This window comes from Streptomyces bacillaris, from assembly GCF_003268675.1.
Lineage (GTDB): Bacteria > Actinomycetota > Actinomycetes > Streptomycetales > Streptomycetaceae > Streptomyces > Streptomyces bacillaris.
Genome location: NZ_CP029378.1, coordinates 7,677,293 through 7,691,001, shown reverse-complemented (window position 1 = coordinate 7,691,001; position 13,709 = coordinate 7,677,293). Strand labels below are relative to the sequence as shown.

Annotated in this window: 14 protein-coding genes; 5 read left to right on the top strand and 9 right to left on the bottom strand. The window is 72.4% G+C overall.

The window, feature by feature from the left end:
* Nucleotides 1-89 precede the first annotated feature (89 nt).
* The 6 genes from DJ476_RS33445 to DJ476_RS33420 form a co-directional block, all read right to left on the bottom strand.
* Nucleotides 90-323 (bottom strand): hypothetical protein, encoded by a 234-nt coding sequence (locus DJ476_RS33445; RefSeq protein ID WP_112492275.1) that lies wholly within the window; start codon nucleotides 321-323, stop codon nucleotides 90-92.
* A 6-nt stretch (nucleotides 324-329) separates the two neighbouring features.
* Entirely contained in the window at nucleotides 330-1,001 is a 672-nt protein-coding gene (locus DJ476_RS33440) for a TNT domain-containing protein (protein ID WP_070202948.1), read from the bottom strand.
* Between the two features lie 202 nt (nucleotides 1,002-1,203).
* Nucleotides 1,204-1,719 carry a lytic polysaccharide monooxygenase auxiliary activity family 9 protein gene (locus DJ476_RS33435; RefSeq protein ID WP_103417039.1) on the bottom strand — a complete coding sequence of 172 codons (516 nt, stop codon included), beginning with the start codon at nucleotides 1,717-1,719 and terminating at the stop codon, nucleotides 1,204-1,206.
* A 297-nt stretch (nucleotides 1,720-2,016) separates the two neighbouring features.
* Nucleotides 2,017-2,721 (bottom strand): DUF4230 domain-containing protein, encoded by a 705-nt coding sequence (locus DJ476_RS33430; RefSeq protein ID WP_103417117.1) that lies wholly within the window; start codon nucleotides 2,719-2,721, stop codon nucleotides 2,017-2,019.
* A 93-nt stretch (nucleotides 2,722-2,814) separates the two neighbouring features.
* Nucleotides 2,815-3,606, bottom strand: coding sequence for a DUF4389 domain-containing protein (locus tag DJ476_RS33425; protein ID WP_112492274.1), 792 nt, complete (start codon nucleotides 3,604-3,606; stop codon nucleotides 2,815-2,817).
* 124 nt (nucleotides 3,607-3,730) lie between these two features.
* Nucleotides 3,731-4,432 carry a VanZ family protein gene (locus tag DJ476_RS33420; RefSeq protein WP_241565473.1) on the bottom strand — a complete coding sequence of 234 codons (702 nt, stop codon included), beginning with the start codon at nucleotides 4,430-4,432 and terminating at the stop codon, nucleotides 3,731-3,733.
* Nucleotides 4,433-4,590: 158 nt separating this feature from the next.
* Between DJ476_RS33420 and DJ476_RS33415 the strand changes: the two genes are divergently transcribed.
* Complete coding sequence (locus DJ476_RS33415) at nucleotides 4,591-5,091, top strand: tetratricopeptide repeat protein (protein WP_070202953.1); 501 nt, start codon at nucleotides 4,591-4,593, stop codon at nucleotides 5,089-5,091.
* A 225-nt stretch (nucleotides 5,092-5,316) separates the two neighbouring features.
* A complete protein-coding gene (locus DJ476_RS33410) occupies nucleotides 5,317-5,964 on the top strand; it encodes a DUF1275 family protein (protein WP_103417116.1) in 648 nt (215 codons plus the stop codon).
* Nucleotides 5,965-6,194: 230 nt separating this feature from the next.
* Here DJ476_RS33410 and DJ476_RS33405 read toward each other — a convergent pair whose 3' ends face one another.
* Nucleotides 6,195-6,455, bottom strand: a complete 261-nt coding sequence (locus DJ476_RS33405; RefSeq protein ID WP_103417035.1) for a type B 50S ribosomal protein L31 — start codon at nucleotides 6,453-6,455, stop codon at nucleotides 6,195-6,197.
* 161 nt (nucleotides 6,456-6,616) lie between these two features.
* Nucleotides 6,617-7,441: an aminoglycoside phosphotransferase gene (locus DJ476_RS33400; RefSeq protein WP_112492273.1), complete on the bottom strand. Its 825-nt coding sequence runs from the start codon at nucleotides 7,439-7,441 to the stop codon at nucleotides 6,617-6,619.
* 282 nt (nucleotides 7,442-7,723) lie between these two features.
* Between DJ476_RS33400 and DJ476_RS33395 the strand changes: the two genes are divergently transcribed.
* Nucleotides 7,724-9,223 carry a SpoIIE family protein phosphatase gene (locus DJ476_RS33395; protein ID WP_112492272.1) on the top strand — a complete coding sequence of 500 codons (1,500 nt, stop codon included), beginning with the start codon at nucleotides 7,724-7,726 and terminating at the stop codon, nucleotides 9,221-9,223.
* 183 nt (nucleotides 9,224-9,406) lie between these two features.
* Here the strand turns inward: DJ476_RS33395 and DJ476_RS33390 are convergent, their stop codons facing one another.
* Nucleotides 9,407-10,903, bottom strand: a complete 1,497-nt coding sequence (locus DJ476_RS33390; protein WP_070202957.1) for a DNA-binding protein NsdB — start codon at nucleotides 10,901-10,903, stop codon at nucleotides 9,407-9,409.
* Between the two features lie 231 nt (nucleotides 10,904-11,134).
* On the opposite strand from DJ476_RS33390, the gene DJ476_RS33385 reads away from it, so the two are divergent.
* A complete protein-coding gene (locus DJ476_RS33385; protein WP_112492271.1) occupies nucleotides 11,135-12,274 on the top strand; it encodes an aminoglycoside phosphotransferase family protein in 1,140 nt (379 codons plus the stop codon).
* A 541-nt stretch (nucleotides 12,275-12,815) separates the two neighbouring features.
* A complete protein-coding gene (locus DJ476_RS33380; RefSeq protein ID WP_103417031.1) occupies nucleotides 12,816-13,559 on the top strand; it encodes a transglycosylase SLT domain-containing protein in 744 nt (247 codons plus the stop codon).
* Nucleotides 13,560-13,709: the final 150 nt, after the last annotated feature.

The following is a 13,709-nucleotide window of genomic DNA, read 5'->3' as shown; positions in this document are numbered from 1 at the left end:
TCTTCTCCGGGCCGTCGCGGCGACCCGCGGCCCCTCCTGCTGAGGGGCCGCTGCCGGGGCCGGCGCGGCGGGCGGCCCCGGGCGGACGGTCAGACGAGCAGCCGCAGCAGGTGGGCGCAGGCGGTGGGCTCGTCCGGGTGGCGGGCCAGGATCTCGTCCCGGCCGCGTTCGTACGCGCCGGTCTCCCATCCTCCGCCGGCCGCCCGGCGCACGAAAAGGAAGTCGGGCGGGGTGGGGACGGGCTCGTGGACGCCTTCGATCCGGTAGTAGCCACCGGGGATCCTGGCCTCCACGAGTGCGGCGTGCAGCGCCTGACGGTCCACGGGAGGTTACGCGGCCGGGGTGAGGTAGCCGTTGTCCAGCAGCCACTTCACATTCAGCCGCTCGCCCTCGCCCGGGTTCAGGAAGACGGCGTCGAGCTTGATCTGCTGGCCGCCGCCGGGCTGCTCGAACCACGGGGCGATGCTGCCCTGCCAGACCCAGAAGGGCTTGGCCACCTTGTAGACGCGGTAGTCGCAGGGGGTGGCCGCTTCCCGGGTGTTGAGGTTCTGCGGGGGCAGCGCGCGCTCGGCGTAGGCGTCGCCTGCGGGGGCCAGGTAGCCGCCGTACTCGGAGCCGAAGCGGTCCAGGCGCTGGCCGGTGCGGAGCTTGGCGGGCTCCTTGTCGATCTCGCCGTTGACCTCGGCGAAGCCGTCGTTGGGCGGGTACTTCCAGCTTCCGGTGTCCGCGGGCCCCTCCCAGTACTTCTTGAGAAAGGCCTGCGGGGAGAGGTCGCCGGTGCGCTGGTAGCCCTTGAGGAGGGGGCCGACCGGGGCCAGCCGGTTGTTCGGCAGCCACTTCGGGCCGAGCCGGGCATCGCCCCGGTACTCGCCGGTGCAGGGGGCGTGCCGCTCGGCGGCGGCCACGGTGGCGTCGGGCTGCGGGGCGGCGTTCGCGGCGGGCGCGGTGATCAGTCCGGCGGTGATGCCGAGCGCGGCAAGTACGGTACGGATGCGGTTCATTCGGGAATCCCCTCGAAGCACTGATGATCAATCAGACAGCTGACGAAGGGTAACCGTTCTGCTACCGGGAGCTTCCGCGCCATGCCGTTTTCCGGCCACGTCGCGCGGCCCCTCACCACGGTCCGCCTCGTGACGCGGTCGCGCCCCGGCCGGGTGGAGCACGGGCCCGGCCGGGGCGCGATGGGGACGGCAGAGCCTGCGGCTAGCCGACGTTGACGTCGATGCAGGCGTAGAAGGCGTTCGAGGTGTCGGCGATGTTCCAGACGGCCAGGACCTTCTGCTGACCGGTCTTGTCGCCGAAGTCGACCTGGTGGGTGACGGTCGCGCCGGGCTGCGCGCCGCCGTCGTCGAACTCGGCGATCTTCTCGCCGCCGACGAAGTACTGCCAGGTGCTGGTAGCGTGCCGGGCGGTGAGCCGCCACTCGAACTGCTGCGAGCGGTTCACCGGGGTGACCGCCCAGCCCTTGGAGTCGTCGTCCAGTTCGGCGAAGCCGCTGTTCCCGCCGCTGCAGCTGGTGAGCCCCTTGGGACCCTCGACGCTCTGCGGTTCGTAGCTGATCGAGCCGCAGCTGACCGTGCCGGCGGCGCACTGGGCCTGCCTGCTGGGCGGGTTGGAGATGTAGCCGTGGGCGTTGGCGGAGGTCGCCGGGAGGCTCAGGGCGAGGACCGGGGCGAGAACGGCGCCGACGGCGAGTGCGGTCTTCCTCTTCGTGTGCATGCTTCTCCTTCACTTGAGACCGCACCGCGCGGTGGCGGGCCGTGGGGGACCCGGCTTCGGCGGCGAGGCCTCGCGAGTGTGGGGCCTACGAGGCGCGAAGGGCCGCAAGTCCCTTGCCGGACAGGCCGGATGACCGGTGCCGGAAAGGCCTTGCACTTGGCCTAGACCATACTCTCCGTCGCGTACGCGTCAAGGGAGCAGTTGCGGTGGGGCGAGGGGTACAAGTGGCGGCGGAAGGGGTACGGACCCGGGCGCGGGCCGCGACGAAGGGTCACCGCGCCCGGCGCCGGGACGCCATCAGCCCTGGTCGTCGCCGTAGCGGACGGTGACGCGTTCGAAGCCGAGGGAGCCGAGCAGCCCCTTCAGCATCTCCGCGGTGTTCTTCTCGGCGCGGGCGGTCAGTCCGCTCTCCTTCGCGGCCTCGCCGATGTGCCGGACGGCGAGTTGGTTGACCGCCTGCTCGCTGCTCGGGTTGTCGGAGAAGAAGTCACCGAGCCGGTCGAGGAGTCCGCGCTGCTTCGACACGGCGTAGGAGCGGTCCGGGTCCAGGGCCGGCTTGCCCAGCACCGCGTGCGGCAGCCGGATCTCGGCGGTCGTCCGGTCCTCGTCGATGACCACGCTGTCCTCGGTCACCTTGCCCAGGTCGACGGAGGCGCCGACCGTGCCCGCGCCGACGAACAGGGTGCGGGTGCCGCGTACGGCGTCGGGCAGGAACCTGGCGTCCTTCTCCAGGTCGACGACGACCTGGAAGTTGCCCGAGGCCGCCTCGTACGCGCTCATGTCCTGGATCGACTTCAGGACCGCGGGGCCGGACCGGTCGTGGGTCCGCTCCCCGAAGAGGCCGTCCAGGCTGGGCAGCAGGCTGAGCCGACCACCGGCGAACAGCAGGGCCAGGACGGCCGCGCCGATGCCGACGACCTTCAGCAGGCCCCGCCAGGGACGGCGCGTGGGCTTCTTCCCGCTCTGCGCGGCGGTATCCGTGGGTGCGTCGCTGGACGTCATGGACTGCATGTGACCCGCACCCACTATTTCAACCCATCTACCTCGCCATATCGGCCAGTTCGGGTATGCGGATGCAGACGCCGGGGGGGTGTCTCAGGGGGTGCCGGAGAGCCGCGTGGTGTCGTCGGAGTCCGAGGTCGTGGTGGTGACCGAGGTGGTGATGTTGCCCAGGAGGCCGAGCACCAGGAAGAGCACCACGAGCCACTTCCCGGCGCTGCTCATGACCAGCGGCCGGGTGGCGGAGCGGGGGTGCCCCTGCGGTACGGCGAGGTCGTCGTCCCCGAAGAGCCCCTTGGGGTAGGCCGGGGTGAGCATCATGGTGTAAGCGGAGAACCGCATCCGGTAGCGCAGGGTGGCCGCCGTCGCCTCGAAGAGGGGGCGCGGCATCCGGCCCAGGGCCAGCGTGATCACCCACCAGACGAAGGCCAGGGCCCACCACCCGTACACCGCGAGGCTCTGCACGATCGCCGCCGGGATCATCAGGAAGATGCGGAACAGCACGGCGAGGCGGTTGAGGGCCGTGGGCTGTACCTCGATCTGGACCGGGTAGTCCGGCGGCGGGGTCAGCGCGAAGGGCGGATAGCGGTCGATCAGCAGCATCTGGCTCGCCGACACGCGCATGTCGTAGCCGAGGAACCCGGCCAGGAACCGGAAGACGGGGTCGGGCAGCCGTCCCAGCACCAGGGCGGCGAACCAGCCCACGATCACGGTGAAGAAGGCCGCGATGTGCAGGAAGAACAGCACGATGAAATGAGGGATCAGCAGCAGCAGTCGCAGGAAGACCGTCAGCCGGCGCTGGTGGCCCGGCTCGACGATGTCGAGGACGGGCCTGAACTCGTCGGCGTCGGCCTCCTTGCGGCCCGGGCTCCACCGGCCATCGGCCATGTCGCTCCTCCTCGGCAGGGGGTCCGTACGGCGTCCGCGCGCAGGACATGCCCCCACGCTGCGTCCGCGCGCCGCGGCCCGCAAACGGCCGCGGCCCGAACGGGTGGAGCGGGTGCCGACGCGGTCAGCGCCTGCGGATCCGGTTCAGCAGGGCGCGGCCGGACCCGGGCTGGGTGGCGTCCCCCGCCGGGCGGCCGCTCGCGCCCCTGGCACCGGTTCCGGACTTCGCCGGTGTCCTGGTCCCGGTGCGGGAGGCCGCCTTGGCCGCCTTCGGCTTCGCTGTCCTCGGTTCCGGCGTCTTGGAGTCGGGCGTCTTCGCGTCCCTCTCCTTGGGCCCCGGTGTCTTCGGCTCCGCTGCCCTCGGCTCCGGTACGGGCTTCGGCGCCTCGGCCCGCGAGGGATGCGCGTACACGTGGTAGCGGTGGCTGAGCCGGCGGCCCAGCAGGAAGTAGCCGAGCAGGGCGCCCGCCGTGTTGAGGATGACGTCGTCGATGTCGAAGGCGCGTCCGGTGACCAGGGCTCCCTGGATCAGCTCCACGAGCACCATCAGGGCGGCGGTCAGCAGCGTCATGCTGATCATCCGCAGACGGCGCGGCACGAGGAACGGCAGCAGCAGCCCGAAGGGCACGCCGAGCAGCACGTTTCCGCCCGCCTGCTTGCAGGCGGCGAGGAAGGTGTAGTCCTCGGCGTACTGGCGCAGGGACCGCCCCGGCTGCAGGTTGGAGGTGACGATGTCCTCGGAGGCAGGTGACGGGGTGAGCGTCACCTTGGCCAGCAGGACGGAGAAGGCCACCAGCCCCAGCAGCACCACCGTCAGGACGGTCATTCTCAGTAGTACGCGTGCCCATGTCCCCTGTCGCGCAGGAGTGTTCGTCTCCGCAGTCATGGCGGACTGGTGCCCCCACCGGGGCCGAAGACACCCGGCCGGCCGCCCGGGCCCGGAAAATCGCCCGGCTGTCCGGTGGCGCCTGCGACGATGGGCGTATGAGCGCACGTGAGAAGAAGGACCTGCTGGCCGAGACCGACCGGCTGCGCGAGGAGGGCCGGGCCGGGGAGGCGCGGGAGAAGCTGCTGGCCCTGACGGCCCGGTTCCCCGACGACGCGGAGGTGGCCTACCGCACCGCGTGGGTCCATGACGTCCTGGGCCTGGAGTCCGAGGCGGTGGCGTACTACGAACGCAGCCTCGCGGGGACGGGGCTCGGTGCGGAGGAGCGGCGGGGAGCGCTGCTGGGCCTCGGCAGTACGTACCGGGTGCTGGGGCGGTACGGGCAGGCCGTGGAGACGCTGCGCGGGGGCGTCGAGGAGTTCCCGGACGACGGGGCGCTCCGGACGTTCCTGGCGATGGCGCTGTTCAACACGGGCGAGCACCACGAGGCGATGCGGTTGCTGCTGCGGCTGGTGGCGTCGACCAGCGACGACCCGTATGTCCAGCAGTACCGTCCGGCGATCGAGCACTACGCGAAGGACCTCGACGAGACGATGTGACCGGAGCGTTCCGGGTGGCGGCGGCATCGGGCGGGGCGTCGGAACGGGCGGCGGGGGACGGATTCACGGCGCGCCGCGTCGGTCGTGGAGTGCGGCCCCGGGCCCGTACGTATCGAGAATGCTCGCGTGCACTCCCCTCCCCCGCCCGCGTCCCCTTCACCCGGCTCCCCCGCCTCCGCCGCGCCCCGGGCCGACGGCCTCTCCCGGCGCGGTGAGGGGGTTCTGCTGCTCCTCTCCGCGGCTTCCGGCGCGGCGGACGCGTTCGTCTTCCTCTGTGTGGGCCAGGTCTTCGCGGGCGTGATGACCGGGAATCTGGTGCTGCTGGGGGCCTCGGCGGCCGGGGCGGGCGAGGACGGTGTGGCGTTGCGGGTGGTCACGGCGTTGACGGCGTACGCCTGCGGGGCCGCGTCCGGGGCGCTGATGGCCCGGCTCCCCCTGGCCGTGGTGCTGCTCGCCGAGGCCGTCCTGCTCGGGGCGGCGGCCGTGCTCTGGGGGTTCGCCCTGGTCCCCTCGTACGGTGACCGGCTCGGGCTGCTGGCGCTCGTCTCGCTGGCGATGGGGATCCAGGGGCGCGCCCGGGTGACGCCGACGAACTACTTCACCGGGACCCTCACCTCCCTGGCCGGCCGTGCGGCGGCGCGGGAGCTGGGGCCGGGCGACGGGTGGGTGCTGGGCCGGCTGGGCGCGGTGGTGGCCGGGGCGGGGCTCGCGGCGGTGACGGAGCGGTGGTGGAGTCCCGGGGCCGCGCTGGGTGCGGTGGTTCTGGTGGCCGGGGCGCTGGCCCTCGAAAGCGCGCGGCGCGGAGGGTGGCGGGCGGGGCCGGAAACGGGGAAGCCCCGGCCGGATCGGGGGAATCCAGCCGGGGCGGCTTGAGGGTGGGTGCGACGGGCGGTCGCCTCTCGGCGGAGGGCTCCGATGGGTGTCGGCCTTACGGCTCTCCCCAGGGGTTGTCGGTGAGGCCCGGGGGCGCCGTCCCGCTCACTCCCACGTATAGATGAACGATAAACCATCTTGGACTGTTCCCGGGAACCGGCCCCCGCCCGTGTGACTCATGGCACGGAACCCTTGATGCTGATTCCGCCGGTGGTTCAGGGTGCGGCGGGTCAGCCGCGCGGCGCATCGCCGGTGCCGTGACGGCGGCGGAACCGCTCCACGCGGCCGGCCGTGTCGAGCACCTGACGGCTCCCGGTGTAGAACGGGTGGCTCGCCGACGAGGTCTCCACGTCGATGACGGGGTAGGTGTTGCCGTCCTTCCAGGTCACGCGCTCACCGGAGTCGGCGGTCGAGCGGGTGAGGAAGGCGACGTCCGCGGCGCGGTCACGGAAGACCACGGGGCGGGAGACGGGGTGGATACGGGGCTTCATCGATGCGTTCCTTCCTCGCCGCGGGGCGGGCGGCCGAGGCCCGGAGGGAGCCCGGCGCCACCCCCGTAACGGAGATGGGATTCGTTTTCATTCTGCTGGGACAACGCACCTCACCCCGTCGGCATTCCCGGGCCGGGTCGGCCGGCACTTCCCGGGCCGGATCAGCCGCGCTCGACGGCCTCCGTCACCGCCAGGAAGCGGGTGGCCTCCTTCTCCCCGGCGCGCCAGGACGGTCCGGCGAGCCCGCTCAGCGCGACGAGGCGGAAGATCAGTGCCCGGATCAGCATCTGGCGCCAGCGGGGGTCGTCCGCACCGACGGCCAGGAGGTCCGGCGGCAGGTCGTACCAGAGCAGGCCGTCCACGATCACCACGGCCTCGGCGTAGAGGGGCGGGCGCCAGTAGGGGGTGAAGTCGATGACGGCGGGGTCCCGGCCGGGCGCGAAGAGCACATTGCCGGCCAGATCGCCGTGGACGAGCTGCGCCACCGCCTCCACGGGCCGCCGCCGGGAGAGCAGCAGCGCGAACGGCTCGGCCAGCTCCGCGACGACGTCGGCCTCCCGCTCACCCCAGGCGACCCGGTCGGCCACCGCCCAGGGGTGCGTCCGGCGGTCCAGGAATTCGGGGCGGTGCTCCTCCCGCAGGGCGGCATGGAGAGCGCGGCCCGCCGCGAGGACCCCCGACCACTGCCGCTGGGGGCCGGTCCGGCCGTCCAGGAACTCGGCGGCGGTCCAGCCGTCGACCACGGCGTCGCCGTCGGCCGACCGCAGGGGCCGGGGTACCCGGAACCCGGCACCCCGGGGCAGCCGCTCCAGCACGGACGCGGCCCACTCCGACTCCCCCTCCACCCCCTCCGCGGGCTTCAGGACGGCCCCGCCGACGCGCACGCTGCGCCCCTGACCACCCGTCAGCGGCTCGGGAACGCCCCGCAGGCCGAAGGCGTCGAGAACGGAGTGCGGGGGCAGGGGAACACTCGGCAGTTCAGGCATGCGGGGCATCCTGCCGGGCCGCCCCGCCACCCGCACGCGATTTCCGGTCGGGCGTCTCGACCGGAAATCGCGTGCGGGTGCCTATGCCACGGGGACAGGCCAACCCCCCTTACCCGTACGCCCGTTCGGAGCATCGCCCCTCCCGTACAGCCTGTGGCATATGCCAGAAGCAACTACGTGATGAGTGTTGTCGAATGCCTTACGGGCCGCCGCGGCCTGTGCGAAAGTCGATAGCGGCCGCCCCTGAGACCCGGCCGCGCCGCGCCTGTATCGGAGTACGAGATGCCGTCCCATCTGTTCGCGGACCGCCCCGCACCGCAGCCCCCCGCGCACGAAGCCGTCGACGCGCTGATCCACCGCGCCCGGCAGCTGCGCGGGGATGTGGCGGCCGTGGGACGTGACGCGGCGGCGACCAATGAGGACGACCCCCAGGCCCGCTGGCAGCGTGCCCTGTGCGACCTGGCCGTCCAGCATCTCGACAACCTCGACCAGCATCTGGGTCAGCTCAAGGCCGGTCCCCCCGCCCAGCGTTCCGGCGCACGGCACGCCCCTGCGGAGGACCCGTCGGCCGGCGGTCTCCCGCCGCAGCGGGTGGGCAGCGCCGAATGGAACCTCCTCACCGACGAGGTCAGCTGGTCCGAGGAGCTGTACGAGATCTTCGGCCGGCCGCCCGGTTCACCACCGCTCTCCCTGGACGACCTGCCGTCCGTCCTCCTCCCCGACGACCAGCCGAAGCTCACCGCCATGGTGACGGGCTGTCTCGTCGACGGGCGGCCGATGGACGGGGAGTTCCGCATCGTGCTCCCCGACAACCGGGTGCGCACCCTCCATATGACCGGCGAACCGGTCCTCGACGCCGAGGGCTGCACCGCCGCCATGTGGGCCGTGCTCCGGGACGTCGGGGAGCTGCGTCGCGGCGAGGAGAGCGTCGGCCGGAGCCGGGACGCGGCCCTGCGCGACGAGCACCACGACACCACCCCGTACGACACCACCCCGCACGAAGCAGCCCTGCGCGACGGGCCCACCGGACACATCTCCCCCGAGCACGCGGAGGAGCCGGCGGCCGCGGAGCCTCAGGAGACCGTGGCGCCGCCGTGGCGCGGTTCACTGCGCCTCCCGCCGCCCGGAGACCGCCCCGGCACCCTGGACATCGCCGCCCACCACCTCCCTTCCGCGTCCGGCGGCCTCATCGGCGGCGACTGGTACGACGCGATGGAGCTGCCCGACGGACGGACCCTGCTGACCGTCGGCGATCTGACCGGGCACGCGCTTCCCGCCACCTCGGCCATGCCCCTGGTCCTCGGCGCGCTGCGCGGCATGGCCGTCGCCGGTATCGAGCCGGGTGCCCTGATGGGTCACCTCGACCACCTCCTCGAATCGTCGATGCGGTCCGTCCTGGGCAGCGCCCTGTGCTGCCGGTACGACTCCGCAGGCGGGGTGCTCTCCTGGGCGCAGGCGGGACACCCGCCGCCCCTGCTCTTCCGTGACGGGACGGGACGGCAACTGCCGCCCCCGGACGGGGTCCTCCTCGGTGCCGGGTCGCAGGTCGCGTACGAACAGGACGAGGTGCGGCTGCTCCCCGGCGATGTGCTGGTGCTGCACACGGACGGCCTCACCCGGCGCGACGACCGGGGCGCGGGCCCGGAGCGGCTGCTCGCCCTCGCCCCCCGGTTCGCCCACGCCCGTACGGCACAGGAGTGCGTGCGGGGCGTGGTCGAGGAGTTCGGCGGGGCCGAGCGCCTGGACGACGCGTGTGTGCTGGTCGCCCGCATCAGGGCGTGACGGGGCTCGGGGCCGGCCCTCGGGGCTGCCGGACTCCATGACGAAGGAGCGCCGGAGCATCGGGAGGGAAGACCGCCGGGTGCCATGACGGGGGTCAGGGCGTCCAGACGTCACGTCGTCGGGGCGTCAGGACGGAAGGTGCGCGCGGCGGTTACGGTCTCCGCCGGCGGACCCGTACGGAGTTCACGCCTGGGCCCCCTTGGCCTTCCTGGCGATCGGACTCTGCGGCAACGACCGCTCGATCTGCTCGCGGAGGTCCTGGATCCTGGCGTGCCCGGCGAACTGGCCGGTGAGCCGGTACATCTCGCGGAGCCGGTCCCAGGTGCGGTGCGACGAGGTCTCCCCCATCGAGATCAGGGCGAGCCTCGCGTACCGGTCGCCCTGTTCGGGGTCGTTGGCGATGAAGCAGGCCGAGGCGAGCGAGATGTGGTCGAAGAGCTTGGACCGCTGACGGCCGCCCACCCGCAGCTCCAGGGCCTGCTTGGCGTGGTGCTGGGCGATGACGGCGGCGGCCGGGTCGTGCTCGGCCAGCGTGCGGAACGCCAGGGCCTGCATGCCGTGCAGGTCGGCCTCGTCGAACATCTGCATCCAGCTGGGCGGGGGCACGTCGCCCTTGTCCGAGACGAACAGCTCCTCGGCCTCACCGAGGGTGCGCCGCATGGCCTGGCCCTTGCCCATCGCCGCCTGTGCCCAGGCCTCGATGGTGCGCAGCATCGCCTGCGTACGGGGCAGGGTCTCGTCGCCCGAGCCGGACTTGGCGAGCTTCATCAGGTCGAGGGCGTCGTCGGGACGGCCCAGGTGGACCATCTGCCGGGCGGCGCGGGAGAGCGCCTCACCGGCGCGCGGCCGGTCGCCGCCCTCGCGGGCCGCGTGGGCGGCGATGACGAAGTACTTCTGGGCGGTGGGTTCGAGGCCGACGTCGTGGGACATCCAGCCCGCGAGCACGGCGAGGTTGGCTGCGACGCCCCACAGGCGGCGCTGGAGGTGGTCGGGGTGGCGGTAGGCGAGCATGCCGCCCACCTCGTTGAGCTGGCCCACCACGGCCTTGCGCTGGAGCCCGCCGCCCCGGGAGGCGTCCCAGGCGCGGAACACCTCGACCGAGTACTCCAGGGCCTCGATCTCCTCGGAGCCCACAGGCGCGGCCTCGTACCGGTCGAGACCGGCGGGGTCGGCGTGCTGCGGTTCGTTGGCGCGTGGCGCGTCGGCCGCCAGGACGGGGTCGCTGTGCAGCCAGTCGTACATGGGGCCGGCGATGGTCGAGCCGGCGGCGAGCGCGGCGCCCGCACCCACCAAGCCGCGTCGGTTGAGCATGAGGTCCATTCCCGTGAATTCGGTGAGGACCGCTGCCGTCCGCTCGGGCGCCCACGGCAGTTGATCGGGATCGCGTTCCGTCCCGGAGTCACGCCGTTTCCCTGCACGCCCGCGTCGGCCGAACCCGAGGTCCTCGATGGTCACGACACGGCCGAGCCGCTCGGTGAACAGGGCTGCCAGCACTTCGGGCACGGGATCACGGGGGGACTCCCCCATGTCGATCCAGCGCCTGACCCGCGAGGTGTCGGTGGCCAGCTGCGGGTGGCCCATGGCCGCCGCCTGCCGGTTCACCATTCTCGCGAGTTCGCCCTTGGACCAGCCGGCCAGGCCGAACAGGTCGGAAAGACGGGTGTTGGGTTCTCCGGTCACGTCAAGCCCCCAGGTTCTCGGCTGACTTGACACTAACCCCCTGTCAGATGCGCTGTGACTATTCGCCAGGGTTCGCCAGGGTCCGCCAGATGGTCTGCCACCCGCGCTCCGGTGTCAGGTAGGAAAGCGCCACCCCGCCCGGCAGCCCTAGGTACTCCCCAGGGTGCCGAACGGCCGTCGGCCGGGTTGGCGTACGTAACTTGTCGGCGCACGAAGGGATCTGTCTCGCCCATGTACACAGCATCGTCCTCCGTGTCCGCCCCGCCCCGGCCGCTCCGTCCCATGGGGACGGGCGGCGGGCCGTATCTCGCCCCCCACGCCGGTGCGCCGGCTCAGGGTCTGGGCGGCCGGACCCGGCGGGCGGCGGGACCGGGTGCCGGACCTCTCAGCGGCAGAATCGACCTCTCCGGGCCGCAGGGCGCGCAGGTGCGGATGGCCATCGCCTCCGTGCAGCGCATCTGCCCCGAGTTCAACCCGGTCCAGGTGCTGCGGCGCAGCGGCCGTTCCGTACTGATCGTGGGCGCCACCGGGCGGGCCACCGCCGTGGCCAAGTGTTTACTGGACCACTCCCCCGCCTGGACGGAACGGTTCCAGCACGAAATAGCGGCATACCGCGCGTTCGTCCGGCACCGCCCCCCGGTGCGGGTGCCCCGGCTGATCGCGGCGGATCCGGAGAACTGCACGCTGGTGATCGAGCGGATGCCCGGACGGGTGGCCGCGCTGACCCGGCATCCGGCGGAGGCCCCGCCGCGGGCCGACATCCGGGCCGCGCTCGGGGCGATCGCCCGGGTGAACGCCTGGCGGCCGCCGCCCGGGCTGTTCGAGGCGCCGCTCGACTACGGTTCGCGGATCGCGCGCTACCACGAGCTCGGTCTCTTCACCGACCGGGATCTGGGCGACCTGCAGAAGCTGCTGCACGGTCTGGCCCAGACGGGCGGCCGTCAGTCCATGGGCCAGTTCTGCCACGGTGACGCGCTGCTCTCCAACATCCTGCTGTCGCCGACCGGCCCGGTGCTGGTCGACTGGGAGCACGCGGGCTGGTATCTGCCGGGCTACGACCTGGCGACGCTGTGGACGGTGCTGGGCAACGCCCCGGCGGCGCGGCGCCAGATCAGCCAGCTGGCGCAGGCCAGGGGACCGGCCGCGCGGGACGCGTTCCTGGTGAACCTGATGCTCGTGCTGACCCGCGAGATCCGTAACTACGAGACGGCCGTCCAGCGCACCATGCGCGAGACGCCCCCGGTGAGCGCGGGGCAGGACCGGCCGTGGGTGCTCTCCTCGGGCGAGGAGCAGCGGCTGCTGCTGCGCCGGCTGCACGACGACTGCGCGATGGCGCGGCGGGCGGTGCGGGCGGCGGTCGGGACGCGCTGAGTCCGGACGGCGAGAAGGCCACTGTGTAAGGGAAGCGCGCTGCGGGACAGGTGCCGACACACCGGTCCCGCAGCGCGCTGTGCTGTGTCCGGACGGGGGCGGGGACGTACGGGCATACGGGCATACGGGCATACGGGCATACGGGCATACGGGTCCGGCGTAGCGGGCTCGGGCGGGCGGCGGGCGAAGTCCGCCAAGGCTGTGCCGCTCCGTGACGGGGCGCTGACCGATCGCCACCCGAGGGGCGTCCCCGGGTGAGGCGCGCCACGAGACCCACGTCACCTACGAGCGGGGGTAGTGGGCGCGACCCCTCCCCTGCCGCGCAACGAAAACGCCAAAAGGGATATTTCTCCCTATCAACTACTCATCCTAGTAAATAGGGTCATTGCCTCCTGTCTCGACGGCCGTTAACCATGGATCCCGGCAAGCACCGAGACCGAGCCCGCGACGAGCGCCCTACGGCGGTCGCGGCCGACATCTCTCGGTCTCTGCTCACGCGGCCCATGGCCGCAGGCCCCGTCCCCCACAGGAAGAGCTACGCATGCCCCGCACCATCCGCATCACCCGCTCCCACAAGCTCGCCGCCGCCGTGCTCGTCGCGGCCGGTTCCGTCACGGCCATCACCGCGACCGGCGGGCAGAGCGAGGCGCAGCCCACCGCCGCCAAGTCCTCCGCCACCGCCGGGAAGGCCGCCACCGGCGCCCCGACGGCCCAGGAGATCGCGGCGGAGAAGGCTGCGGCGGAGAACGCCGCGAAGAAGGCGGCCGCCGACGCCGCCGCGGCGAAGAAGGTCGCGGCCGACCGCAAGGCCGCCGCCGCGAAGGCCGTCGCCGAGCGCAAGGCCGAGGCGAAGAAGGCCGCCGAGAAGGCGCGCTCCGAGAAGCAGGCCGCCAACCGCTCCACCGAGCGCAAGGCCGTTGCCGCCCCCAAGAAGGCCGCCCCCAAGGCCGCTCCCAAGAAGTACGCGAACAACCTCGACGGCTGGATACGCGAGTCGCTCGACATCATGAAGAAGAAGAACATCCCCGGCTCCTACGAGGGGCTGCACCGCAACATCATGCGCGAGTCCAGCGGCAACCCGAACGCCGTCAACGACTGGGACATCAACGCGCGCAACGGCATCCCCTCCAAGGGCCTGCTCCAGGTGATCCAGCCGACCTTCGACGCGTACCACGTCAAGGGCACCCCGAAGAAGCTCACCGACCCGGTCGCCAACATCACCGCCGCCGCCAACTACGCCGCGGACCGGTACGGCTCGATCGACAACGTCGACTCCGCCTACTGAGTCGACGCCGCACACTGCGGGCCGCCACACCTAACGGGCGCGCCGAAAAGGCACGCCCAACAGGCACAGACCAGACCACGATTATCTGACTAATCCCTCTGGTGCGTGCCCCGGTTGGCCGAAGGGTAGGGCTGGCGCGGACACCATCGA